The 25,780-nt window shown below is 54.1% G+C and carries 23 protein-coding genes; 15 read left to right on the top strand and 8 right to left on the bottom strand.

The features are described from left to right. Window positions 1-11 precede the first annotated feature (11 nt). The gene (locus GRX76_RS15870) at window positions 12-758 is read right to left on the bottom strand and encodes a 5'-methylthioadenosine nucleosidase (protein ID WP_160154198.1); all 747 of its coding nucleotides are present in this window, start codon (window positions 756-758) and stop codon (window positions 12-14) included. 220 nt (window positions 759-978) lie between these two features. Here GRX76_RS15870 and trxA point away from each other — a divergent pair, with 220 nt between their 5' ends. Then, entirely contained in the window at window positions 979-1,833 is an 855-nt protein-coding gene (gene trxA, locus GRX76_RS15865) for a thioredoxin (protein WP_160154197.1), read from the top strand. A gap of 16 nt (window positions 1,834-1,849) precedes the next feature. Further along, window positions 1,850-2,167: a YqfO family protein gene (locus GRX76_RS15860; protein WP_160154196.1), complete on the top strand. Its 318-nt coding sequence runs from the start codon at window positions 1,850-1,852 to the stop codon at window positions 2,165-2,167. Between the two features lie 24 nt (window positions 2,168-2,191). On the opposite strand, the gene GRX76_RS15855 is transcribed toward GRX76_RS15860, so the two are convergent. The 6 genes from GRX76_RS15855 to GRX76_RS15830 all read right to left on the bottom strand — a co-directional run bounded on the left by GRX76_RS15855 (window position 2,192) and on the right by GRX76_RS15830 (window position 8,476). Then, the gene (locus GRX76_RS15855) at window positions 2,192-2,728 is read right to left on the bottom strand and encodes an NUDIX hydrolase (protein WP_160154195.1); all 537 of its coding nucleotides are present in this window, start codon (window positions 2,726-2,728) and stop codon (window positions 2,192-2,194) included. A 40-nt stretch (window positions 2,729-2,768) separates the two neighbouring features. After that, window positions 2,769-4,259 (bottom strand): Na+/H+ antiporter NhaC, encoded by a 1,491-nt coding sequence (nhaC, locus tag GRX76_RS15850; protein WP_160154194.1) that lies wholly within the window; start codon window positions 4,257-4,259, stop codon window positions 2,769-2,771. Between the two features lie 82 nt (window positions 4,260-4,341). Further along, the gene (arcA, locus tag GRX76_RS15845; RefSeq protein ID WP_160154193.1) at window positions 4,342-5,610 is read right to left on the bottom strand and encodes an arginine deiminase; all 1,269 of its coding nucleotides are present in this window, start codon (window positions 5,608-5,610) and stop codon (window positions 4,342-4,344) included. A 27-nt stretch (window positions 5,611-5,637) separates the two neighbouring features. Next, window positions 5,638-7,071, bottom strand: a complete 1,434-nt coding sequence (locus GRX76_RS15840) for a basic amino acid/polyamine antiporter (protein WP_160154192.1) — start codon at window positions 7,069-7,071, stop codon at window positions 5,638-5,640. 109 nt (window positions 7,072-7,180) lie between these two features. Then, the gene (locus GRX76_RS15835) at window positions 7,181-7,606 is read right to left on the bottom strand and encodes a hypothetical protein (protein ID WP_160154191.1); all 426 of its coding nucleotides are present in this window, start codon (window positions 7,604-7,606) and stop codon (window positions 7,181-7,183) included. Between the two features lie 201 nt (window positions 7,607-7,807). Further along, complete coding sequence (locus GRX76_RS15830; protein ID WP_160154190.1) at window positions 7,808-8,476, bottom strand: hypothetical protein; 669 nt, start codon at window positions 8,474-8,476, stop codon at window positions 7,808-7,810. A gap of 204 nt (window positions 8,477-8,680) precedes the next feature. Between GRX76_RS15830 and GRX76_RS15825 the strand changes: the two genes are divergently transcribed. The 5 genes from GRX76_RS15825 to GRX76_RS15805 all read left to right on the top strand — a co-directional run bounded on the left by GRX76_RS15825 (window position 8,681) and on the right by GRX76_RS15805 (window position 17,831). Next, a complete protein-coding gene (locus GRX76_RS15825) occupies window positions 8,681-9,997 on the top strand; it encodes an efflux RND transporter periplasmic adaptor subunit (protein WP_160154189.1) in 1,317 nt (438 codons plus the stop codon). A 39-nt stretch (window positions 9,998-10,036) separates the two neighbouring features. Further along, on the top strand, window positions 10,037-13,195 hold the full coding sequence (locus GRX76_RS15820; protein WP_160154188.1) for an efflux RND transporter permease subunit: 3,159 nt from the start codon (window positions 10,037-10,039) through the stop codon (window positions 13,193-13,195). Window positions 13,196-13,323: 128 nt separating this feature from the next. After that, entirely contained in the window at window positions 13,324-13,935 is a 612-nt protein-coding gene (locus GRX76_RS15815) for a CoA pyrophosphatase (RefSeq protein ID WP_160154187.1), read from the top strand. Between the two features lie 63 nt (window positions 13,936-13,998). Then, window positions 13,999-15,807: an ABC transporter ATP-binding protein/permease gene (locus tag GRX76_RS15810; RefSeq protein WP_160154186.1), complete on the top strand. Its 1,809-nt coding sequence runs from the start codon at window positions 13,999-14,001 to the stop codon at window positions 15,805-15,807. A 266-nt stretch (window positions 15,808-16,073) separates the two neighbouring features. Continuing rightward, window positions 16,074-17,831: a Zn-dependent hydrolase gene (locus tag GRX76_RS15805; protein ID WP_160154185.1), complete on the top strand. Its 1,758-nt coding sequence runs from the start codon at window positions 16,074-16,076 to the stop codon at window positions 17,829-17,831. A gap of 73 nt (window positions 17,832-17,904) precedes the next feature. Here the strand turns inward: GRX76_RS15805 and GRX76_RS15800 are convergent, their stop codons facing one another. Then, a complete protein-coding gene (locus tag GRX76_RS15800) occupies window positions 17,905-18,891 on the bottom strand; it encodes an integron integrase (RefSeq protein ID WP_160154184.1) in 987 nt (328 codons plus the stop codon). A 347-nt stretch (window positions 18,892-19,238) separates the two neighbouring features. On the opposite strand from GRX76_RS15800, the gene GRX76_RS15795 reads away from it, so the two are divergent. The 8 genes from GRX76_RS15795 (at window position 19,239) to GRX76_RS19510 (ending at window position 25,640) form a co-directional block, all read left to right on the top strand. After that, window positions 19,239-19,457 (top strand): hypothetical protein, encoded by a 219-nt coding sequence (locus GRX76_RS15795; RefSeq protein ID WP_160154183.1) that lies wholly within the window; start codon window positions 19,239-19,241, stop codon window positions 19,455-19,457. A gap of 160 nt (window positions 19,458-19,617) precedes the next feature. Continuing rightward, window positions 19,618-19,947 (top strand): DUF2489 domain-containing protein, encoded by a 330-nt coding sequence (locus GRX76_RS15790; protein ID WP_236250411.1) that lies wholly within the window; start codon window positions 19,618-19,620, stop codon window positions 19,945-19,947. A 121-nt stretch (window positions 19,948-20,068) separates the two neighbouring features. Then, window positions 20,069-20,536, top strand: a complete 468-nt coding sequence (locus tag GRX76_RS15785; protein WP_160153111.1) for a hypothetical protein — start codon at window positions 20,069-20,071, stop codon at window positions 20,534-20,536. Between the two features lie 1,609 nt (window positions 20,537-22,145). Beyond that, window positions 22,146-22,604, top strand: coding sequence for a hypothetical protein (locus tag GRX76_RS15780; RefSeq protein ID WP_160154181.1), 459 nt, complete (start codon window positions 22,146-22,148; stop codon window positions 22,602-22,604). 154 nt (window positions 22,605-22,758) lie between these two features. After that, the gene (locus GRX76_RS15775) at window positions 22,759-23,163 is read left to right on the top strand and encodes a hypothetical protein (RefSeq protein WP_160154180.1); all 405 of its coding nucleotides are present in this window, start codon (window positions 22,759-22,761) and stop codon (window positions 23,161-23,163) included. A 163-nt stretch (window positions 23,164-23,326) separates the two neighbouring features. Then, window positions 23,327-23,674, top strand: a complete 348-nt coding sequence (locus GRX76_RS15770) for a hypothetical protein (protein WP_160154179.1) — start codon at window positions 23,327-23,329, stop codon at window positions 23,672-23,674. Between the two features lie 297 nt (window positions 23,675-23,971). Beyond that, a complete protein-coding gene (locus GRX76_RS15765) occupies window positions 23,972-24,271 on the top strand; it encodes a hypothetical protein (protein WP_201276843.1) in 300 nt (99 codons plus the stop codon). 1,051 nt (window positions 24,272-25,322) lie between these two features. After that, window positions 25,323-25,640, top strand: a complete 318-nt coding sequence (locus tag GRX76_RS19510; protein WP_160154178.1) for a DUF1493 family protein — start codon at window positions 25,323-25,325, stop codon at window positions 25,638-25,640. Window positions 25,641-25,780: the final 140 nt, after the last annotated feature.

Here is a 25,780-nt window from a genome sequence, read left to right as displayed (position 1 = left end):
GGAGCCGCAAACTAGTCGGAGAGCTGTTCAATGGTCTTGCCGTGAAGATACGTTAATACCCGCAAGACTTGCTGCTGCAGGCACTGGCTAGCCCGGGCCAGGTTTTCCACAAAGTGTGCTTCGGATTCGCCCGGGTGATCGAGCAGGTTGGTGATGGACTTTACCGCCACAAATGGGGTGCCTTTCAACATGCACACCCAGGCTACAGCCGCGGCTTCCATTTCCTTGGCGACGGCGCCAAACGTCTCAATCACGTCAATATCCCGCGGATGCTTCTGTAGCGAGCTGCCAGAAGACACAATCCCAGTGGGCAGGCCCAAGTCAGCTGCCATGCGCCGCACATTCAACGCGGGGTAGTGCCCGATAGAAGATTGATCAAACCCGGGCAGGGGCACCACGCGATCATGGAAGACAAAGCGATCATCGCTCAGGTACACGGTGCCGATTTCTGCCCCTCTTGCGGCAAAGCCGCCGGCAGTGCCGGCGCTGATCACCAGGTCGGGCGAGAAACAGTCTATGGTGGTGTAGCTCATCAAGGTGGCCGCAACCGGGCCGATGTTCTCCACCTGGAAGCGCGGATCCTGCCCACTCACAGTAAGCGACAATTGCAGATCTCCCACCGAGCCAGAATAGGTGACAAACGGCAGGTCGCTATCATGCAGCGCCGAATCCCTGGCAAGGCCTAGTGCGGCGATGACAGGGGCGGCCTCTTCTTCCATGGCGAACAGCAGGGAAACTTTGTGAATGGGATTGGACATGGTCAGTTCCGGGCGTGAGGCTGTGGGCATAGGGTTGTGGGCATGGAGTTGCGGGTTCTGGCGGCAGTTTACCTGTTACCCTGGGCGCCCGGGGATTTTCGAGCCATCGGGCTGCGATCAGCGCTGAATCCGGTATCATAGCGCGCTAAATTTGCCCGATCACTGGCCGCCTTGGCCAAATGTGGCGGTGCAGGCAAAGTTGCCCAATTCAGGAGTTAAAGTGGAAGAATTCATTGTTGACGTAACCGCCCAGAATGCTCAGCAGGTGCTGATCGAGGAATCCATGAAGCGCCCGGTGGTGGTGGATGTGTGGGCGGAATGGTGTGAGCCCTGCAAGCAGCTGATGCCGGTTCTGGAAAAGCTCGCCAATGAATACGCCGGCCAGTTCCTGCTGGCAAAACTGAATGCGGATACCGAGCAGGCGCTCGCCGGCCAGCTGGGCGTGCGCAGCCTGCCGACGGTGATGTTGCTGAAAGACGGCCAGCCGGTAGACGGTTTTGCCGGTGCCCAGCCGGAAAAGCAGATCCGCGAGATGCTGGACAAGTACCTGCCCAAGTCCTGGGACCTGCAGCTGCAGCAGGCGCAGAAACTGATTGGCGAAGACCAGCTGGACGAGGCGCTGCCGCTGTTGCGTCAGGCCTACGGGGATTCCGGCGAGCGGGCGGATATCGCCAAGCAGTATGCGGCGGTGCTGCTGGAAAAGAATCGCGCAAAGGATGCCGAAGAGGTGCTGGGCAAGATTCTGATGGCGGATCAGGATGCCGATTACCAGCAGCTGATGGCGCAGCTGGAGCTGAAATTGCAGGCGGCAGACTCCCCGGAAATCAAGGCGCTGCAACAGGCGCTGGCGGAAAACCCGGACGACCAGGAGTCAGCCTACAAACTGGCGGTACAGCTGAGCCAGGCCGATCGTCACGAAGAGGCGCTGGAGATTTTGCTGGGACTGCTGCGCAAAGATATGGGTTTTGCCGAAGGTGCTGCCAAGCAGGCCTACCTCGATATCGTCAAGGCACTGGGCGCCGGTGACCCGGTCGCCACCACCTACCAGCGCAAGCTGATGACCCTGTTATTTTGAAGTTCGTGATCTGACGATGTACAAACTTTGCGTCTACATTCCCGAGTCGCACCTGGAGCCGGTGAAGCAGGCATTGTTTGCTGCCGGCGCTGGGCGTATCGGCGACTACGACAGTTGCTGCTGGCAGGTGTTGGGGATGGGTCAGTTCCGCCCGCTGGACGGCAGTCAGCCGTTTATCGGGCAGACCGGGCAGGTGGAGCAGGTTGCGGAATACCGAGTAGAAACCGTGTGTGCCGACGAGGTGGTGGACGCGGTCCTCGCCGCCATTCGCAGCGCCCACCCCTACGAAGAACCCGCCTTCGATCTGTGGCGGCTGGATGATCGCTGCGCTTAGTGGGCCTTTCCCGTGTAATTCAGATCAGAGCTTCCGTTCGATCACTCCGCGGTGCAGGCCATAAACGCCTTTCTCCCGGTCGCTGAAATAGTGCTTCAGCGTCTGGGTCATCACCGGAAAAGCCATCTCCTCCCAGGGGATGTCTTTCTGATCAAATAGCTCCACTTCCAGAGACTCCGGGCCGGGGCCGAAATTGGTATCGGTGAGTTCGCCGCGATAGATCAGGTATATCTGATTGATATGCGGGATGTCGTAGACCGAAAACAGCTCGTCGACCCGGATATTGGCCCGTGCCTCCTCCCAGGATTCCCGCAGGGCACCCTGTTCACTGCTTTCCCCGTTTTCCATAAAGCCCGCCGGCAGGGTCCAGAGCCCGTGGCGCGGCTCAATGGCACGCTTGCACAGCAATACCTGATCGCCCAGGTAGGGCAATACACCGACGATTACCCGTGGATTGACATAGTGAATGGCGCCGCAATCCCGGCACAGATGGCGGGGGCGGTCATCCCCGGCGGGGATTTCGAATACGACGGAGTGGCCACAGTGGCTGCAAAATTTCATGGCGCAAGTATACGCTCAGTACCGAATGGCGTCAGCAGGCTCAGCTGTTTCCGCCGGACTCGGAGATCGATGCCGAATCCAGCTTCACCAGCTTGAACCCGGTATAGCCATACAGCACGCTGAGCGCGGGACTCGCGATATTGAACAGGCAAAACGGCAGGAAAAGTAGTGTGGGTACACCCAATACCGCAGCCATAAAGGCACCGCACGAATTCCAGGGAACCAATGGCGATGTGACGGTGCCGCAGTCTGCCGCTAGTCGCGACAGGTTCTGCGGTGCCAGTCCGCGCTTTTCGAATTCCGCGCGAAAAATTCGGGTAGGCAGTACCAGTGCAATGTACTGATCTCCTGCGACGACGTTGAGGCCGAAAGCACTGGCAAATACCGTCAGGAACAGGCCGCCAACGGTCTTTGCGCGGTAGATCAGCGGGTTGATCAAGCGCTTGATCAGGCCAAATTCATCGAGCAGCGCACCGAAGGTTACGGCACCCATAATCAGCCAGAGGGTGTTGAGCATACTCGACATGCCACCGCGGGACAGCAGTCGGTCGACGTCGGCAACGCCGGACTCCATGGAGAAACCGTTCGCCATTGCCAGCCAGATGGCTTTGACCGCGCCGCCAATACCGAGCTGATTCTCCCCGGCAAATTCGCTATAGACCGTTGGTTGTATAAAGGCGCCGAGGATACCGGCAAACATCGCAGAAATGAGTAGTGATAGCGACGCCGGAAACTTGCGGATCGACATAATGACCAGCAACAGGAGCGGTAATAGATTGAGGGCGGTAATCCGGTAGATACCGTTGAGCGAATCCAGCTCCACCACTTTTTGCAGTTCGGTCTGTCCTTCGACATCCACCCGTCCGAGGCCGAGTAGGGTAAAAATAACGGCGGCAAACAGAAACGCGGGTACAGAAGTCCATGCCTGATTGCGGATGTGCGTATAGACATCCACCTTGACCATCTGCGAGGAAAGAATCGTGGTTTCCGAGAGCGGCGACAGCTTGTCGCCAAGGTAAGCGCCGGAGATCACAGCGCCCGCGGTGATTGCGGTGGATACTTCCAGCATGGTGGCGATACCCACCAATCCCACGCCGATGGTCCCAGCGGTGGTCCATGAACTGCCGATGGCCATGGCGATCACGCCACAGATCACCGCACTCGCCACGTAATACCAGGTAGGCGAGAGAACCTGAATACCGTAATAGACCAGCGTGGGAATGGTGCCAGAGAGATTCCAGCTGCCGATCAGCGCACCAACCGCGAGTAAGATGAAAATGGCACTGGTGATGGATGCCAGTGCCCCCTGGCCGGCCTTCTGTACGGCGGTCCACGGGTGCCCGTTTTTCAGGGCGATCAACGCGGCCACCATGCAGCAAACAATCAATGCGGTCTGGATGGGACCATCCAGCGCCGCCATGCCGAACAGTGCCAGGGAGCCGCCGATCAGCAGTGCCAGTGTCAACAGGGGGATCAGCGCATCGATGACTGATGGAGTGCGAATAGGTTTACGTTCGCCAGTGTCAGCCATAGTGAAGATGTCTCATACGGCAGGAGCTGTAGTTCGGTGTGGCGCCAGTGCCGATGCCCGGGTGATAAGTCGTCAGAAGTCGTCAGAAGTCGACGGGATCGCGAACAATCGGGCAGGTCATACAGTGACCGCCGCCGCGGCCACGGCCGAGTTCTGCACCGACGATGGTGACCACCTCAATACCTTCCTTGCGCAATTGGGTATTGGTATAAGTGTTACGATCATAGGCAAACACCACACCGGGCTTGGCTGCCACCAGATTATTGCCGCTATCCCATTGCTGGCGCTCCGACGCGTAGTGATCGCCACCGGTCTCCACCACACGGATTTTTTTCAGGTGCAGGGCTTTGGCGACCACATCCACAAATGGCTTGTTTTCCAGCGTGATATACAGGTCTTGCGGATTGTCTTTCGGGCGTACCACCAGTGTGTGTACCTGATTCATTATCTCGGGGTAGAGCGTGACCACATCGCGATCGGCAAAGGTGAACACCGTATCCAGGTGCATCGCCGAGCGCAGTTTGGGCATGGCGGCGACGATCACCTGTTCCGCCGCGCCCTTTTCAAACAGCGCCGCCGCCAGCTGCGAGATGCCCTGGCGCGATGTACGCTCGCTCATACCGATAAGTACGATGCCGTTACCGATCGGCATTACATCACCACCCTCCACAGTGGCGAGGCCGAAATTGGTATCCGGGTCTCCCCACCAGACCTCGAAGGTCTCCTTGGTAAACATCGGGTGAAATTTATAGATGGCAGTGGTGAGGAAGGTTTCTTCTTTGCGCGCGGGCCAGTACAGGGGGTTTAGGGTAACGCCGCCGTACAGCCAACATGTCGTATCGCGGGTATACAGAGTGTTTGGCAGCGGTGGTAATAAGTACTCGGTCGCACCGTGGGCCTCACGGGCAAGCTCCATAAAGTCGGATCTGGAGAATTCATCGGGCAGATCTATGACCGATAAGCCTCCGATTAGGAATTCCGCCAGCTCCCGAGGCTCGAGACTCTCGAGGTAGCCGCGAGTGTCTTCCATCATGCCAATGCCAACGTTGTTCACCGTGACCTTGCGATCCAGCAGCCACTTGCGGGCCTCCGGGATGGCGACGGTTTCCGCCAGCAGGTTGTGCATCTCCACCACATCGACGCCGAAGTCGCGCATTTTGGTCATAAAATCGAAGTGGTCGCGCTTGGCATTCTGAACCCACAGCACATCGTCAAACAGCAGATCGTCGCAATTGGTGGGCGTTAAACGGGTGTGCGCCAGGCTGGGCGCACAGACCATCACTTTGCGCAGCTGACCGACCTCGGAATGAACACCCAGCGTCGCAGTAGACTTTGACTTGGCTTTGGCCATGAAAACCTCTTTTTAAAGAACCTTCTTTTAAAGAACGATGGCGCCGGTGATCAGGGAGTAGATACCGATGATGGCCCCGATAACGATCAGCGAAAAAAGGATTAATTCTTTGGCGGTAAAAGTGCGCAGGTTGAGTTCCCGGCGCGCGAAGATGAACAGCAAGGTTCCGGGTGCGAAAAGAATGCAGGAAAGCAATACGTACTCGAGGCCACCGGCGAGAATCATGAAAAAGGTATACAGCGTCGCGATGGCGCCGATCACCAGCTCTCTTGTACGCAATCCCGAAGGATCGGACTCGTATGTCTCCCGGGTAAACGCCAGTTTCAGTCCGTAGCCCGCTACGAGCAGGTAGGGAATCAACGTCATCGAGCTGGTCAGTTCCAGGGTCAGGTCAAACGCATACTGGGCGAAGATGGTAAGAATCAGGAAAATCTGTACCAGGATATTGGTTAACCAAAGCGCGATGGCGGGCACACCGTTCTTGTTCTCGCGTCCGAAGATTTTGGGAACAAGGTCGTATTTTGATGCCGTAAACAGTGCTTCCGCACACAGCAGTGTCCACGCCAGATAGGCGCCAAGAACTGAAACGATCAGTCCTGCACTGACAAATACGGCGCCCCAAGTGCCTACCACAGCCTGCAGAACACCCGCCATGGAAGGCTGACGCAAATCTGCGATTTCCGGCCGTAGCATTACCCCGTAGGGCAGCAGGGTAACCAGAATCATCAGACAGAGGACGCCGAGAAAACCCATTACCGTTGCCCAGCCAACGTCAGCGCGATTTTTCGCATAGCGTGAAAATACACTGGCACCTTCGACACCGATAAATACGAATACAGTAACTAGCATGGTGCGGCGAACCTGCGACAAGACGTCGCTCATGTTGTAGTCGCCACCACCCCAGAAGTTGTCGACAAATAGGTCTTTCTTGAAGGCCACTGCAACAATAATGATGAACAATATGATCGGTATGATCTTAGCCACAGTGACGATTTTATTGATGGCGGCAGCCTGTTTAACGCCGCGTAAGATCATGAAGTGAATGGACCACAGTATGACCGACGAAATGGCAACCGCGGGAATGGTGTTTCCCTCACCAAAGGCTGGAATTGCCGCGCCCAGGGTCGATTTGATCAGTACAAAATAGGTAGTGTTGCCAAGGCAGCTGCCAGCCCAAAAACCGAAAGCCGCCATAAAACCGATGTAATTTCCGAAACCATCTTTCGCGTAGGTAAAGATACCGGCATCGAGGTCTGGCTTGCGCACCGCCAGGGTCTGGAACACGAATGCCAGCATCAACATACCGGTGCCGGCAATACACCAGGCGATCAGAGCGCCAAATGGACCAGTGGCATTGGCAAAGGTGGCGGGGAGGGAAAAGATACCGGCACCCACCATGGAGCCAACGACCATGCCCATCATGGTTGTGCGCGTCAAATTCTGTTGTGACTCTGTGCTCATACTGGTTTACAGCCGATTAATCGCTGTTTTCAGTGTAGATGGGCGAGTGGACCTGGCGTTTGTATCCTCCAATACGATTTGCTATGAAGCGACGGTGGGATATAGCGATTTAATTGCCGGAGAAGTGTAGAGCGCGCATCTGTGAATAACTCACCAGGGTGAAGTAGGCATACAGCCCCACCATGGAGATTGCGTAGGCTATTGCCGCGCCCGTGGCCTCCAGTCTGGGGACCAGCATCAGTAACAGAGCGACCTGTGTCACCGCTGCCACGGCCAGTGCCGGAAAAATAATACGGCTCTGTTTCCGGTGCTTGAGATAAATTGGTGCCACGCCCATGGCCACGGTAGCGGAGGTGGTAACCGCCAGAATACGGAACGCGGTGGCGCCCTCGGCGACGAAATCGGGATGGAAAAGCCCGAGTATTTCTTCTGCAAATGTCAGTGATACGAATAGAAATAGTCCCAGGGCGGGAAGCAGCCACTGCAGGCGCTGAATTCGCAGGCGCCGGATGGCCGAGTATTCACCAGTTTCCAAAATGATCGATAACTCTCGCGCATAAATACGATTGGTGGCGGCTGCGAGTACTGTGGCGAATGCGGCGGTCGAGATCGCCGCCGCATACGCCCCCGTGGCTACCGGCGAAGGTTGTAGCCAATCCAGCAGGATGATTGCGATTTGCGCGATTACGCCGCTCAGTGCCAGGCGATAAAACCAGAAGGGCAGGGCTTCTTGCCGCTATGAAATACTGATCTTTTTTCCGCCATAATTGTCTGCATCTGCAGGCCACGCTCGCTTGAGCCAAATGGCTGCGAGCGCAAGCCCAAGGCACCAAGAAATCAGCCAACAGATTATCCCAGTCGCACCGGATTTGCTGATGGGTGAGAGTAGGGCAATACCAATCAGCAGTAATGACAGTGTGGGTACTATGAGTTGGGTTATTGCCGCGGCGCGCACACAATTACCCGCCGCACTGATCGCTGCGCACAGGAAGTAAGTCAGTGCGCCAAGCGGCAGGGCGAACAGACTCCAGTAAATTGCCTTCAGGGCTTGGGGAGGAAAATCGCGTAGCTCTTGAGCCCAGAATAGCGTTAGTGCGGAAACGATGGCGGCACCAATTAAAATGCGCGAGATCGCAAACCGAAAGTAGTGAGCAGCGAGTCCATTCTGCTTTTTGGCAAATTTTCCGGGCATTATACGAAGTGCGTATTTGTCTAGACCTTGGGAAGTGACTGTGAGAGTCAACAGGTAGATAGAAGCTGCAACAACGTAGTTTTCGTATTCACTGACAGAAAGATTGCGTGCCAGAATCAGGTTGAGGAGAAAAACGATGGCATGGCCGGGGAACGCGATTAGCGCAAGTTTCCCTATCTCGCTGAAGTGTTCTTGCCTGGATGTGATCAACATTTAAGTGCCAGAAGTAGGCATGCAATAAAAGCGAGATCCAAGTATTGCGCTTCTACTTTATGAAGGTTCCCTGATGGGGCGGCGGGTGGATCACACTTTTGTAGGGCTTTTTGACACCCGATTTTTCCTGACACCCAATTCAATTTTCAGCACCATCTATAGTTGAAAAATGAGTTTCAGCGCAATTCGCAGTGTGTATTGTAGATGTCCAAAGTTTTTCGTTTGCCACTGGTGATCGGTGTTCTCGCTTTGTTGAGCGTCGCCTGCTCGGACAAGAGCAATGAAGCGCCACCTCCCGAGGCTCCGCCAGTTGAAGTCCTCGCGGTGCGGGCCCATCAAGTGGTGCCACGCTACGAATATGTAGGTCGGGTGGAAGCAACCGACGAATACCGAGTACGCCCGCGGGTAGAGGGTTACATAGAGAGCCGAAATTTTGTCGAGGGGCAGATGGTGCAGCAGGGTGAATTGCTCTATGTCATCGACCCCAGGCCGTTCGTGGCCGCGCTGGAAAATCAGCGCGCGAACCTGTCCCAAGCGCGTTCAGCACTCGCTATCGCGGAACGCAATTTCCACCGGGGTCAAGAGCTGGTGCGCACCGGCGCCATCAGCAAGGTGCAGATGGATGAACTCACCGGCAACTACGAGTCTGCGCAATCTCAGATGGAGGCGATGCAGGCGAATGTGGAAACGGCCGAACTCAATCTGGGATTCACCGAAATCCGCGCGCCCTTGATGGGCATCATTGGCCGCAGCCAGTTTACCGACGGCTCATTGGTAGGTCCCAATTCGGAGCCGCTGACGACCATCGTGCGCATGGATCCGATCCTGGTCAATTTCGAGGTGCCTGAACACCGGCTATTTGTAGTGCAGGAAGAGGCGGAGCGGCGCCGTCAGCAGGGGATTGCTCAAGAACGTCGGGATGTGCGGATTAAACAGCCCAATGGTGAGATGTACCCGTATCCGGGATTGCTGATATTTGTGGATAACCAGATCGATCCCAACACCGGCTCTGCGCTGGTGCGTGCGCGCTTCCCCAACCCCGAGCAACTGTTGATTCAGGGGCAATTCGTGCGGGTGGAAATCAGTGTGTTTTCTGGCAAGGAAGGGATCAAGCCTTTGATTCCCCAGGCAGCGGTACAGGAGGATATGCAGGGGCGCTTTGTTTACGTGGTCGATGACAAGGACATCGCGCACAAGCGCTATCTGGAGTTGGGCCAGCGGGAAGGGGAGTTGTGGGCAGTAACCGAGGGGCTCAAGGCCGGTGAACGGCTCATCGTAAACGGCCTGCAACGGGTGAATGCTGGAAAGCCGGTTACCCCGCAAAATACCCAATTAAATCCGTACAAGGGATTAAAAACGGTAGAGCCGCCCAGTACCGCAAGCCCGGTAATGCCATTACGCGAAGGCGAAGTAACGGAACAGGAGCGCAGAAAATCCGGCGCTTCTGACACGGATGTGCAGCGGGATCGGGAAGATCCGACACGGGAAAGGGAGCCGGATGCGTATTTTGACGGCAAGTAGTTCTCGGCATATCGCACCGTTGTTTCGGATGGTCTGATAATGATCAGTGCCACGTTTATCCGTCGCCCGCGTTTCGCGCTGGTCATCTCGATCCTGATCAGTCTCGCCGGGATTTTATGCCTGCCACTTTTGCCTATCGCGCAGTTTCCGGATATCAGTCCGCCCACGGTGCAAGTAAGTGCCTCCTTTCCGGGGGCCAGTGCCGAAGTAATGCGGGACAGTGTGGCCATCCCCATTGAATCGCAGATCAATGGTGTGGAGGGGATGCAGTATATGTCCTCTACCAGTAGCAGCGATGGCACTTACAGCCTGACAGTGACCTTCGAGAGCGGCTATGACGGAGATGTCGCCCAGGTAAATGTGCAAAATCGCGTGCAGCAGGCGACGCCGAGCCTACCGGAAGAGGTGACTCGCAGCGGTGTAACCGTAGAAAAAAGATCCAATACCATTCTTCTGGTGGTGAACCTGCTATCGCCAGAGGGCAAGTTCGATAACCTGTTCTTGGCCAACTATGGCGAAATCTTTATTCGCGATGAGCTGGCGCGAGTGGACGGTGTCAGCGACGTGCAGATCCTGGGTGCCCAGGATTACTCCATGCGGCTGTGGCTGAATCCGGACAAGATGGCAGCGCTGGATGTGACGGCGAGCGATGTGATTGCTGCGGTGCGTGCGCAAAACCTGCAGGTGGCTGCGGGCAGTATTGGTGCGCCGCCAATCCAGAAAGAACAGCAGTTCCAGTACACCATCATTGCGCGCGGGCGTTTGGAAAGCGCGGAAGAATTTTCCAAGATCAGCATTCGTTCGAATGCCGATGGCGCCATTGTGCGCTTGAGTGATATCGCTCGAATCGAACTCGGTAGCCTGAGCTACAGCGCGTTCGGTGAGCTGGACAACAAGCCCTCGGCTGTAATCGCGGTGTACCAGCTGCCGGATGCCAATGCGCTGAGCGTTGCGCAGGCCATCGAGGCAAAGATGGATATTCTCTCCCAGCGTTTCCCTGAGGGGCTGAAATCGGAAATTCTTTACGACACCACCGATTTCGTGATTGCCTCGATCAAGGAGGTGGTGGAGACGCTGGTGATCGCCCTGTTGCTGGTGATCGTCGTGGTGTTTGTGTTTCTACAAGATTGGCGTGCAACGCTGATTCCCGCGGTGGCGATACCGGTGTCGCTGATCGGCACCTTTGCGGTGATGTATGCGGCGGGTATGACGATCAATACCGTTACCCTATTCGCATTGATTCTTGCCATTGGTGTTGTGGTGGATGATGCCATTATCGTGGTGGAGAACACCCAGCGATTACTGGGCGAAGGGCTGACGCCGAAAGAGGCGGCAATGCAGTCCATGCGCGAGGTGACGGGCCCGGTAGTTGCCACCACCGCGGTATTGTTTGCGGTTTTTGTGCCGGTCATGCTAATGCCTGGCCTGACCGGAAAAATGTATCAGCAATTTGCCCTTACCATTTCCATTTCTGTATTTATTTCGAGTGTCAACGCCCTGACGCTGAGTCCGGCACTCAGCGCATTGCTGTTGCGCCCCACCGAAGGCGAGGGGGAGCACGGGGAGAAATTGACGGGAGTGTTCGGGTTCTTTAACCGTTTCCTGCGCAGTGCGACAAAAATGTATGTGGGCATCGTGCGTTTCTGTGTTCTGCGACCGGTCATCGGGCTGGCGACGATCGTGGGTGTGGGTGTGCTGTGTGCCTGGCTGTTTAGCGCGGTGCCGACAGGATTTATCCCGGATGAGGACCAGGGCTTTTTCATGATGAACGTGCAGCTGCCTGACGGGGCGTCGCTGCAGCGAACGGTCAATGTCGTGCAGGGGTTGAGTGACAACATCGGTAAACTGGATGGTGTGGCACACGTGATGGCGGTACCGGGTTTCAGCCTGTTGTCCAACAGTGTGACTTCCAATACCGCATTTATGATCGTGATCCTGAAGTCGTGGGATGAGCGCACGTCGCCGGAATTGAACCAATTTGCGATTCTCGGCAAAGTGCAGCAGATGGGTGCCGGGGTTCCCGAGGCCCAGATTCAGGCGTTTCCGGTGCCGGCGCTACCGGGTCTTGGCACTATCGGTGGTTTTGAGTTTGTGCTGCAGGACCTGCAGGGACGGGATGTGCAGGAGCTTGCAGCGGTGCTCTATGCGCTTCTCGGTGAGGCGAACCAGCGCCCGGAAATTGGCCGCGCTTTCACTACCTATCAGGCGGCCACGCCCCAGTTGCAATTAGAGGTAGACAAAGACAAGGCACACATACTTGGGCTGCAGCTATCCGATGTGTACCTGACACTGCAGACCTACCTCGGCGGTTTCTACGTCAACGACTTTAACCGTTTCGGCAAAATGTTTCGGGTGATGGCGCAGGCGGATGCGCCATTTCGCGATGATGAGCAGGACCTAAACGGCTTCTTCGTACGCGCCAACAGCGGTGGACTGGTGCCGGTCAGCTCGGTTACCGAGGTGTTGCCGATCGTCGGGCCGCAGACGGTGAATCGCTACAACATGTACAACAGTATCAGCGTCAACGGTGTACCAGCGCCTGGCCACTCCAGCGGTGAGGCCATGGGGGCGATGGAGGCTCTGGGGGCGCAGCTACCCCAGGGCTATAGCTATGAGTGGACCGGTTCCAGCCTGGAGGAAATCAGCGCGGGCAACCTGGCGCCGATACTGTTCTCCCTCGCCGTGCTGTTCGCCTACCTGTTTCTCGTGGCCCAGTACGAGAGCTGGTCCATTCCCATCGCGGTACTGCTCGCGATCCCCATTGCCATTGCCGGCGGTTTACTGGCGTGCTGGCTGGTGGGGCACGACAGCAACCTCTATACCCAGATTGGCCTGGTGCTACTAATCGCCATGTCTGCGAAGACGGCGATTCTTATGGTGGAATTTGCCATGTTGCAGCGGGATCAGGGGAAATCAGTAGAAGAGGCTGCGCTGGAGGCCACACGCCTGCGGTTTCGCGCTGTGCTGATGACGGCGATGTCATTCATCCTGGGGATCTTTCCACTGGTCATCGCTTCAGGCGCTGGCGCAGCCAGCCGCGTATCTCTTGGGCTGGCAGTGTTTGGTGGCATGGTTGCTGCAAGTATCTTTTCAACCTTCCTTGTCCCCATTTACTACGGCCTGGTGCAAGGCGTGCGGGAGAAGCTGAAAGGCGGGCACCAGCCCAAGGATGTCGGTGCGGACGACGTAATGACTTAAGCAGCGACTCGGTCAGAGGCTTACGCCATGACTTTCAATGCGCTTGGTCCGGTTAATCACTGTACTGGTCAATTCATTCCGCAGCGGTATAGTGTTAGAAAGAGTGGCAGCGGTATTAGAAGCACACAATGCTGGATATTATTGAACGCAAGTTTTCTGCAGTGAACGACGAGCTGCGGGTGCGGGTGCCAAAAGGCCCGAACCTGCACGGCCACGCTGCCGTATTGCTGGCACTGACCGATGAGCCCGACCCACAGGTCATCCTGACCTTGCGCTCCCAACAGTTGTCCAGCCACTCCGGCGAAGTATCCCTGCCCGGTGGTCGCTGGGACGATACTGATCCTTCCCTCGAATACACCGCACTACGGGAGACTCACGAGGAAATAGGCCTGCCTGCGGATCAGGTAAGGGTTCTTGGCCCCTTGTGGACGCGCAGTACCCGCTGGCAGGTGGAAGTAACCCCCTGGCTTGGCATAGTGCCTGCCGATGCGACACTTACCCCAAATCCCGGGGAGCTGGACGCCATCTTTCGTGTACCCCTTTCATGGTTCTTTGATGATCCACGGATTCGCACTGACCGTATCACCATCGACCAGCGGCGTATCTACCTGCCGGCCTACGAGTACCAGGGCTACGAAATCTGGGGCTTTACGGCCGGTGTGTTGACGGAATTCCTGGTGCGGGTGCTGGACGTTCCCATCGGGCGCCGGGATGACGTTCCGGTCAGGGCGCTGAGCTAGGTTCCCGCCCAATCAGGAGTCGATGGTCGGTTATACTGCGCGCCTGTTTTGCCGAGATTGACCATGCCCAGACCCAAGTCCGCCGTCGCTCTGGAAGATGTCCACTGGAGCGCCCTCAAAACCCTGTTTCCCTATCTGCTGGAATTCAAGCGCCCGGTGCTGCTGGCATTGCTGTGCCTCATTGGCGCCAAGGCGGCCAGTGTGGGGCTGCCGTTCCTGCTGAAACATATTGTCGATGACCTGGATCGGGCCGGCGGTGCGGCTGCGGCCATTGCGCTGCCGCTCGGTCTACTGCTGGCCTACGGCTTTGTGCGCTTTTCCTCGGTGCTGTTTGGCGAACTGCGAGACACTATTTTCGGCCGCGTGACCGAGCGCGCCCAGCGCCGGGTAGGGTTGGAAGTCTTCCAGCACCTGCACCGCCTGGACCTGGACTATCACCTCAACCGCCGCACCGGCGGCCTGTCGCGGGATATTGAACGGGGTAATTCCGGCATCGGGTTTCTGATGCGCTTTATGGTGTTCAACATAGTACCCACCCTGGTGGAAATCCTGATGGTGGTGGGCTTGTTGTGGTGGAACTACAGCGCCAGTTTTGCCCTGCTAGTACTGGGGGCGGTGGCAGCCTATATCGGTTTTTCCGTGGTTGCCACCGAGTGGCGCACCCGCTTTGTGCGGGAGCTGAACCAGGCGGAATCCCAGAGCAGCAGTCGCGCGGTCGATAGCCTGCTGAATTACGAAACCGTCAAATACTTCGGCAACGAGCGGCATGAAGCCAGTCACTACGACAGGGAGCTGGCGGTATGGGAGCAGGCCCGGCGCAAGAGTCGCCTGTCGCTGTTCGGGCTGAACGCGGGCCAGGCCCTGATCATCGCGGCCGCCATGTGCGGTGCCATGGTGATGGCGGCAGTCAATGTCACCAGGGGCACCATGACCATTGGTGACTTTGTGCTGATAAACGCCATCATGATGCAGATCTTCATTCCGCTGAATTTCCTGGGTTTTGTTTATCGGGAAATGAAGGGCGCACTGGCCAATATTGAAAAAATGTTTTCGATTCTCGACGTCAAACCGAAGATCGAGGACCGTGAAAATGCAACCGAGCTTGAGGTCGAGCGCGGTGCCATCGAGTTTCGCGACGTGTATTTCGGCTATGGCCCGGATCGGGAAATCCTGAAAGGCGTCAGCTTTACCGTAGCGCCCCGGCAGAAGGTGGCCATCGTGGGTGCCAGCGGTGCAGGCAAGTCCACCTTGTTCAAGCTGCTGTTTCGCTTTTACGACGTCGACACTGGCAGCATCGTGGTGGATGGTCAGGATATCCGTGAAGTCAGCCAGGACTCCCTGCGCAGCACCATCGGGGTAGTGCCGCAGGATACGGTGCTGTTCAATCAATCGATCCTGGAGAATGTACGATACGGCCGTGTTGGCGCAAGTGATGACGAGGTTATGGAAGCCATCCGTCACGCCCAGCTGGATGACTTTATTGCCCAGTTGCCGGAAGGCGCGGATACCATGGTTGGTGAGCGTGGCCTGAAACTTTCTGGCGGCGAAAAGCAGCGGGTAGCCATTGCCCGGGCCCTGCTAAAGCACCCGCCGATCATGGTGTTTGACGAGGCCACGTCCAGCCTGGATAGCCACTCGGAGCAGGGGATACTGCGGGCATTGCAGGAAATTTCCCGGGAGCAGACCACCCTGGTGATTGCTCACCGATTATCCACCGTGGTGGATGCAGATCTGATCCTGGTAATGGATCAGGGGCGAATTGTGGAGCAGGGGGACCACCGTGCGCTGGTTTCAGCCGATGGTCACTATGCGGCACTGTGGCGTATGCAGCAGCGGGAGCGGTCCCTGGATTCCGAAACCGCTGCGCCCTAGGGCTTCTCGATAAGAGATTTCGGCAAGTAGGCATTCATCCCGCTAGCCATGTGTGCTATTGCCGTCTTTTCCACACGCGTGGCGTGAATTGTTTTTTCCTGCGCAGTTGGCGCCACGTAATTTCCTTTCCTTGCCCATAATTGCAGTCGAATATGCGGCCCACCGGGCTCTGCGCCGGGGACAGCTGGACATCTTTTGGGACCACATTTAATGTGGCTCCCAAGCCCCCGGGCGCTAATCCAATAAAACAACAGGCAGGAACCTGAATGAAAGCTGCAATCTTTGCCGCCTCCGCACTGGCACTCGCGGTTATGGCTGGCTGCTCCAGTGACGATAAAACCGCCACCAGTAACACCTCCAATACCGCCACCCAAACCGAGTCCGCGGCATCCGCGGAATCCTCCACCCAAGCCGTAAAACCAGAAGCTGCGCAGCCGGCGACTGGACCTCAGGCGGGTGGTATTGCTGAAGGGGTGGATCCGTCCCGGTTCAATATTTATGCACCGGTGGAGCTTAATGCGGATCTCTCTTCCCTGTCTGACAAGCAACGCCAGATGATTGGCCTGCTGATCGACGCCAGCAAAATCATGGATCAACTGTTCTGGCAGCAATCTTACGGCCCGGCGCAGGAATTGCTGAGCGGCATCGACGACAGTGCTGCGCGTAAATTCGCCGATATCAATTACGGTCCCTGGGACCGCCTGAACGACAACAAACCGTTTATCGAGGGCTACAGCGACAAGCCCCTGGGGGCAGAGTTCTACCCGGAAGATATGACCAAGAAAGAATTTGAGGCCTGGCAGCAACCGGGCAAGGAAGGTCAGTACTCTCTGGTTCGCCGCGATAACGATGGCAAGCTGAAGCTGGTGTCTTATTCCGAAGCCTACAAAACCGAGCTGGAAAAGGCCGCCGCGCTGCTGCGCCAGGCATCCGAGCTGGCCGAGGATGCCGAGTTCGCCAACTACCTGAAGTTGCGCGCCGATGCGCTGGTCAGCGACCAGTTCCGCGACAGTGACATGGCCTGGATGGACATGAAGAACAATCGCATCGACGTGGTGATTGGCCCCATCGAAAACTATGAAGACCAGCTCTTCGCCTACCGTACCGCCTACGAGTCCTATGTACTGCTGAAAGATATGGCCTGGAGTGAAAAATTGGCCAAGTTCGCCGCCTTCTTGCCGGAACTGCAGCGCGGCCTACCGGTAGATGACAAGTACAAAGCGGAGACTCCCGGAACCGATTCCGACCTGAATGCCTACGACGTGCTCTACTACGCGGGGCATAGCAACGCGGGTTCCAAGACCATCGCCATCAACCTGCCAAACGACGAAGAAGTTCAGCTGAAAAAAGGCACCCGTCGCCTACAGCTGAAAAATGCCATGCGCGCCAAGTTTGACCAGATCATGCTGCCTATTAGCGGTGTGTTGATCGCGGAAGACCAGCGCAAGCACATTACCTTCGACGCTTTCTTCGCCAATACCATGTTCCACGAAGTGGCCCACGGCCTCGGCATCAAGAAAACCGTCACCGACGGCAGCAATGTGCGCCAGGCACTGAAAGAAACCTCTTCCGCGCTGGAAGAAGGCAAGGCAGATATTCTTGGCCTCTACATGATCACCAAACTGCATGAGAAAGGTGAGCTGGAAGAGGGGGAGCTGATGGACAACTACGTCACCTTCCTCGCCGGTATCTTCCGCAGCGTACGCTTTGGTGCCGCCAGCGCCCACGGCAAGGCCAACATGATGCGTTTCAACTTCTTTAAAAATGAAGGCGCCTTCACCCGTGATGAGGCGGCCGGTCAGTACAGCGTCGACTTCGAGAAAATGCAGGCGGCCATGACCAAGCTGTCCAATCTGATCCTGACCGTGCAGGGCGATGGCAACTATGCCAAAGCCAAGGAGTTGCTGGACGGTATGGGCGTAATCAGCTCTGAGCTGCAGGCCGACCTGGATCGCCTGGCGGAGGCGAACATCCCTGTGGATGTGACCTTCATTCAGGGCAAGGAAGTACTGGGAATCAAGTAACCCGCAAAAAAGGCCCGCGATCGCGGGCCTTTTTTCTCCTCTATATAATTACCCGCCCACGAAGAACTGTTCACTACTTATTGGAGCGGTCGAGAGGACTGATCACATTATCTTTGTGCTTGCCCACCACGTGGGTATAAATCATGGTGGTATTCACATCACTGTGGCCTAACAGCTCCTGAATATTCCGAATACTGGTTCCCGCCATAAGTAGATTGGTTGCAAAAGAATGGCGGAACGTATGACAGCTGGCCCGTTTGGGAATACCTGCCTGCCTAATCGCTCTGCGCACCGCGCGACGTATCTGTTGTTCCCGCATATGGTGCCGGCGTACCACCCGGGTAATCGGGCACAAAGCGCGATCTGGTGCCGGAAATAAAAATAGCCATTCAGTACCGGGCTCCCGGTTCGTGACTGATTGTCTTCCCGGGACATAGATAGCCCCGAAACCCTCCTCACAGTCACGGCGGTGTAGCGCGATGGCCAGATCCACTTGAGACTTTAACGAACCAATTAATGACTCAGGCAACAGGGTATTACGCCACTTATCCCCTTTGGATTCACGGACAATCAACGATCGCCGCTCGAAGTCCAGATCGCGCACCCGAAGTCGGGCCGCCTCCATGACACGTAACCCGGAGCCATACATCAAGGATGCCGCGAGCAACGCCGGGCCGGTCATCAATGACAAGACCTTTGTCGCCTCCTCATGGCTGAATACCTCAGGTAACCTCCGCCCTTTTAAGGCACGCTGAAACTGAAGTGTATCCATATCCAGCTGCAAAAACTGCCGGTAGAGGAATACCACAGCGTTCAACGCCACTTTCTGAGTACTCACCGACACCGAACGATCGCAGACCAGATGCGATAGCCATTGGTCGATGTGCCTTGTCGTCAGGCCTTCGGGCCTTTGCATACCGTGATACCGAATAAAGTCCCGAATCCATCGGCAATAGCTATCTTCCGTCCGATAAGCCAGTCGTTTGGTGCGCATAAATGCACGCAAGCGATCCATAAAGCGCACAGGCGGGTTTGGAATAGGGCGAGGCAAGTCTTCCATCAGCACTTCCTTGGCTGGTTATCTATACAGTATTTTGCACAGTTCTCGGGTTTTGCCAATTACAAGTGATTACACTGCCCCATAACTAGTGGCTTGATTGTAAATTTTAAATTTATTCTTATTTTTCAAAAGGCTAGGTGGCGTCCGAAATGTTGGGATAGTGGGCAGGCCGATCGATTACTCCTGGGGTGTGATTTGGAGGAATCGTCGGAAATCTTGACGCTTCAAGGGCTGCGGGGCATTCTTGCGTCAAAGAATCAAAAAGATATGAGGCAGAGGGGAACCGCGCACCTCGCCTACTAATTAACTGTTATAAACCCAAGTAACGAGAGGGAGGGAGTACTCCTATGAATATAAATTTGACAGTTATCGGGCAGTTCATCGCCATCTTTGCGGTAGTAATAGCTGTAATTAGTTATTACCTTGGCAGAAGAAAAACAGAAACCCCGGTGCTAGCTGCCGTGCTTGGCGGAGTCTTTTCTATCGTTCCAGTTTTTGGCCTTATTTACGTCGTATTTTTGCTATTTAAGCGGGATCTGGTTAAAGCTGGCGAATCTCACGCATAATTCGGTTTATAACAATGCGAGGCAGTTCGTTCCGGCCCTGCGGGCCTCCACCGGACAGCTTACTTTGTGCACTTTATGCGCAGGTCGCTTCGCTCCCATTTTCGCGCATAAAGCGCCCAAAGCAAGCTGCCGCTGCTCGCGGCGTTAAGCATCCATGAAAATGAGCCACGAAGAGTATATCGAGAAAAAGCGTAAGCGCTCTGCGGAAGTGGCAAGCGGAATGCTTGATGGCACTATTCATTACTTAGAGGGGGCTATTGAGTTGGCGTCCCTAAGGTTTGAGGTCGGTATACCTGAAAATGACCAGGACTTTTTGGCATTCACTGTAATTTCTTCGGAAACTGATCATTTGCCAATTGGCCCATCTAGAAAGTATTGGTCTCAAGAAGCTCTGGTGCGGCATGAGCCTGAAATACAAAAAACCATAGCGTGGGCAAAGGAAATCTCGTTGTCCGAATGTAAATCTATCGTAGCAAGATTCAATGCTTAACAAGGCGCTGCAAAGGGACGGCTTACTTTGTGCATTTTATGTGCAGTCGCTTCGCTCCATATTTGCACATAAACCACACAAATTAAGCCGCCCCTGAGCGCGGCGTTAAGCGAGTATAAGAATGAACCAAAAGAAAATCGCAGAAAAAATCGTAAGGTACTCGGTGCTTGGTGCATCGACGTGGGTCTGCCTTCAGATAATTCTTACGTTTGGTGTAGAGAAAAAATCATTTTTCCAAATGTTCGCCGATATCTTGGGTGGCGGAACCGTTGGTGCTCTCGCTGGTTTAGCCTTTTTCGTGGTGTTTGGAGCTATAGGGTGGGTATCAGGAGCAATCTATGGAGCGCTTGGCCTATTTTCGCTCATGGTGGGAGGCGCGCTAGGCGGATTAGGGCTTGGTTCAGTAGTGCATATTTTCAGAAACCCGGACCAATACAACTTCAATTGGTGGGTAATTATTCCAGGGATTATTATTTCCTATTTTCTAGTCCGGTATGTAACTCGTAAGGCTATGGATCTTTACCATCAATATGGTCCTTCAATAGTAAACCACTTCCTAAAAAAGGGTGAGGAGCCAGACCCCGCTTAACAAAGCAATGCAGCCGACGTCTTACTTTGTGCACTTTTTGCACGGTCGCTGCGCTCCCATTTTCGTGCAAAAAGCACACAAAGTAAGCCGCGTCTGATTGCGGCGTTATGGTGCCGGTCGGTAAAAATTAGTATCTGTGCGTCTCAAGCTTTTACGCACAGTTTTTGTGTCCAGTATTTGGCTTCGTGCCATGGCACATTCAAGCAGCTTCGTTCCTAGAGTGTTCGCTCGGGTTCGATAGAAGAGGGCAGTCCGCTGCAGAGTTGTGGCGTGCCGGTAAGATAAAAATAGGTTGGGGAAAGTGCGATATTCTTTCCTTGTAATTTTCGGGCAGTGGCCAGCCAAGCCGTGGCTGGCAAAGTGCTAGTAGTTGGTCCGGAGCGCGTCAGCCATAACCAGGCTAGGCAGGCTCGCCCATCCCCTTCGGGGTTGGGCTGGACGTCCAACGCTACGCGTCGGCCGCCCCTGCTAGCAGCGTTAAGCGCTGATAAAAGCTCCCTTACCTTTCAAAGCCAATGCATCGGCGCGCGCACGACGCGTGGATTTTCTCGTTCATATTCCGGACAAATCTATATCGCGCGTCGATCCTGCTATTTCAGCCTTTTCATCACATCGGCTAACAAATATACTGTTTTTCATCAAAAAAATTTAGTCATCGCACTAGCAGGTTTTGGCATTGCAGGAAGTTCCGGCATTTTGTGCGCTCGCTTAACAAGGCCATGCACATGACCTCCGGCATTTGTCACGCTTTGTGCATTCGCACAAAGGCGCGCCAAAAACCTCCGGCCTGTGATGGCGGCGTTAAGCGCTGATAAAAGCTCCCTTACCTTTCAAGGCCAATACATCGGCGCGCGCACGACGCGTGGATTTTCTCGTTCAAATTCCGTAAGAATCTACATCGGGCATCAATCGGGCTATTTCAGCCTTTTCATCACATCGCCTAACAAATATACTGTTTTTCATCAAAAACATTTAGTCATCGCACTAGCAGGTTTTGGCATTACAGGAAGTTTCGGCATTTTTTGTGCTCGCTTAACAAGGCCATGCACATGACCTCCGGCATTTGTCACCTTTTGTGCTGTTCGCACAAAAGTCGCCAAACACCTCCGGCCTGTGATGGCGGCGTTAAAAGTCTATGAAGCATCTGAATTGCCCCGATTGTAATACTAGAGTTGCAACTAAAACTGTAAAGGCTCGAATTGCATTTCTAGGTGGCTCGCTAGTGTGCGAGTCATGTGGTGCTCAGCTAAAGCCCGGTGGTAGGCTTGTTTCTGCGCTAATCGGAGCAGCCGTAGGCAGCGTATTTTTATATGTGGCTTTCTATTCATTAGCAGTAAGTTCATGGCTGCCGGCACTTTCAGTGCTTTTGTTGGGTTGGTTCTTTGTTGGATCCGCCATATATTTTTCAAGGTTTAAGCGTGTTGGCACCAAGCAGTTTCGCATCTAGCCCACAACTTTTAACAAGGCCAGGCAGTAAAGCTCCGGGCCTTCGGCCCTCCGCGGGACAGCTTACCTTGTGCACATTTTGCGCGGTTCGCTGCGCTCCCATTTTCGCGCAATATGCGTACAAGGTAAGCTGCCCCTGCTGGCGGCGTTATGCGTAAGAATAATGGAACGACTAGATAATCCTTCAAGTTTCTTTGGGTGGGCTGCAATTCTCGTTGGCGCATTGTTTCTATCATTGAGTATTTATGTGTTAGCAGACCTTCCTTCATCTAAAGAAATAGAATCAGCCCATGGAGTAGTTCAGAGAGTGTTGCTGAGGTCCGGTGGTAAAGGTAGCGACACTTTGTTGGTATCTGTTGGTGGTGAGCAATTCCGGTATTCGGGCTTCTGGAGTGAAGATGTTTCTAGATCACTAGTTAAGGGCTCTGAGGTAGTATTTAGCTACTATCAAGCATTCGACGGTACCAACCAATTGGTTTCCCTGAATATCGGTAACGTTAACGTATTGAGTAAGTTTCAAACTTTATCTGGTAGTGTTGTGTACCCTGGAGTGGGTGGTCTACTAAGTCTATTTTTTGTCTTTGTCGGCTTCCGTGATCTCCGGCAGCTTAGGCACGCATAACAAAGCCAGGCAGTATGCTACGGGCCTTCGGCCCTCCGCGGGACAGCTTACCTTGTGCACATTTTGCGCAGGTCGCTGTGCTCCCATTTTCGCGCAAAAAGCGCACAAGGTAAGCTGCCCCTGCTGGCGGCGTTAGCGGTTAATCGAGAATTGCATGGAAAGAATTAAGGTTTTTATACTTGGGATAGTTGTTTACCTTTCAAAGCCAATGTTCTTTGCTCTCGGTTCAAGATGGTTTGAAGAACTACAAGATAGAAGTAGCTTCGAGGATAGAGTTGATATTCTGAGAAAGAATTTTTGGGTTTCAGTTGCTCAAATATTTATTTTCCTATCTTTGATAATCTGGTATTTGATCTCTTTCCGTGGGATGGAATTTGACACCAAATTTCAGCTGAGAATAACAGCCGTATTTATCGCGCTTACTGCGTCACTGGGTCGGGGAGGCTGGGGAATACAAAGCTATAAAAATTCAACCATCATCGAGAGAATTGATCGCGGAATGTACAAGCTCTCGCAATTCGGAGCCACTGCTGTGCTGCTACTGGCGCTCAGTGCGTGAACCCGCTAACAAAGCCAGGCAGTATGCTACGGGTCTTCGGCCCTTCGCGGGACAGCTTACCTTGTGCACCTTTTGCGCTGGTCGCTGTGCTCCCATTTTCGCGCAAAATGCGCACAAGGTAAGCTGCCCCTGCTGGCGGCGTTAGCGATCAGTGGTAATTAGATTGGAAATCATCATAAATATTGTGGCTTTTGGACTCATTGGATTCTTGGGACCTTACCTGAATTCAAAACTAAGCAGCAAAAAGTACGAGAACATAGAAAATCGAGTATTTCGGGATGTCGGAGATAAAATTGAAATAACTGCTTCACTCGGATCGTGGCCATTCAAGCCAAAAATTCTTTATGTGAAGAAAGGGAGTGTGGCCACTATCCAGTATGCGGGTATCGTTAGCCTATTTTTTAAAAACAAAGGCGTTGTTGATTTGTCACATGGTGGGGTGAACCCAGAAGGCATAGCAAAAGCTGCAGTTAAGTTCTTCCCTGAAGCTGAGTTTGTAAGGATCAAGTGACGCTAACAAGGCCAGGCAGTTTGCTCCGGGCCTTCGGCCCTCCGCGGGACAGCTTACCTTATGCACGTTTTGCGCAGGTCGCTTCGCTCCCATTTTTGCGCAAACCGCGCACAAGGCAAGCTGCCCCTGCTGGCGGCGTTATATGCCAGAGTCAGAGCAATGAGAATAGATCTAGAATATTTAGCAAAAATCGTAAACGTCTTTCTTGAGGCTCCCTCAGCTCATATAGAAGTTCCAGATTTCGAATAACATGGGGTTCGAGTTGAAGGCGAGCCAAATCAGTTCAATGAAAAGTTTGTGTTTCATATTCAAATTGCTATTGATAATCGGCTGATCGCTTCCAAATCTGGTTCTGTATACACAATATCCGACATAGGTATGAACGAAAGCTTGGACGGCATGGCCTATGTAAGCTGTATCCCAATTCGCTTAACCCAACTAGGCCATGATTTTGCTTGCTCCTTAGAAAATAAAGAAGTCTTAGAGAAGCTAAAGTCAGAGTTCAAAGACGCGCCATTTAAAGTAGTATTTGAGGGCGGGCAAAAATTACTGCAACATTTCGCCAAGAAAAAGCTTGATGCGCTGCTGGAGGAGTAGGCATATAACAATGCCAGGCAGTAAAGCTCCGGGCCTACGGCCCTCCGCGGGACAGCTTACCTTGTGCACATGTTGCGCGGGTCGCTGCGCTCCCATTATCGCGCAAAATGTGCACAAGGTAAGCTGCCCCTGCTGGCGGCGTTACAAGTCCTGACGAAACCGGAGAAAGAAATGAGCTGGTGGGCATTGATTGTCGGGGTAGGTATGATCTTAGTAGGGCTAAGATGGTGCCTTACTAGGAAAATCAAGAGAAGTCTTTTCCCGTTAAGTAGAGAGAGTCACTACATTACTGGTGCTCCTGCATTTTCTTGCGGTGTTATTGCTATAGCAAACGGGATTATAGTTATCTTAATGAATTCGGAGTTTATGCAAGTAGATAGATGTCTAGACCAGGGTGGCTCTTATAACTATGAGAACCGCACTTGTAGGTTCTCTAGTGAAAACTTGTAACAAGGCGAGGCATTTCGTTCCGGCCCTGCGGGCCTCCACCGGACAGCCTACTTTGTGCACTTTATGCGCAGTTCGCTTCGCTCTCATTTTCGCGCATAAAGTGCCCAAAGTAAGCTGCCGCTGCTCGCGGCGTTATGAATATGAGTAAGCGAACGAAATTTGTGTATTTGGTAGGGATGATTCCTGTTCTATTCGTTGTGGGACTTTTGTTGTTCCTCACGTTCGAAAACTTGATTTCTGGGCACGCTATTTTTGGAGATAAGTTCGGGAATGTATATGCCGTAGAGGGAAGGGCAGCATTCTTAGTAAATATCGGAATATTTGGTCTCGTTGGCTGGTTAGTTTCTTATCTTATTTTCTTGGTAAGTCGTAAGCGCAGTTTTATGCTGGCCCATAGAGTCCTTGGTATAGTTAGCGTTTTGTGTATCTTGGTAGGTGTGTTCCGTGGTCTTTCATAACAAGGCCGGGCAATTTGCTCCGGGCCTTCGACCCTCCGCGGGACAGCTTACCTTGTGCACGTTTTGCGCAGGTCGCTACGCTCCCATTTTTGCGCAAAACGCGCACAAGGTAAGCTGCCCCTGCCGGCGGCGTTACATGTCTTATGGAACCTGAGATCATAAAGTTTGTGTCAGAATTTACCGCGGTAAAGCCGGGAAAAATTTCCAGAGATACTCTAGTAAATTTTGACCTAGGTATAGATGGTGACGATGGAGTAGAGCTGTTACAGGAGTATGCAAAGAAATTTAACGTCGACATAAGCGGGATCTCGGAATCGTATTTTGGTCCGGAAGGTATACCTCTTTTATGGCCGTTTCATTTCATACGCTTACTACTTGGTTATAGGCCTAGCGGTCTAGTGCCGCTTCCTGTATCACAGCTCGTAAAGTCTGCGGAGGCTGGAAGGTGGGTCAACGTGTAACAAGGCCAGGCAGTTTGCTCCGGGCCTTCGGCCCTCCGCGGGACAGTTTACCTTGTGCACGTTTTGCGCAGGTCGCTATGCTCCCATTTTTGCGCAAAACGCGCACAAGGTAAGCTGCCCCTGCTGGCGGCGTTATGTGA

The organism is Microbulbifer sp. ALW1, from assembly GCF_009903625.1.
GTDB lineage: Bacteria > Pseudomonadota > Gammaproteobacteria > Pseudomonadales > Cellvibrionaceae > Microbulbifer.
Note: the sequence above shows the minus strand (reverse complement) of the source record. Positions and strands in the feature narration are given on the sequence as shown.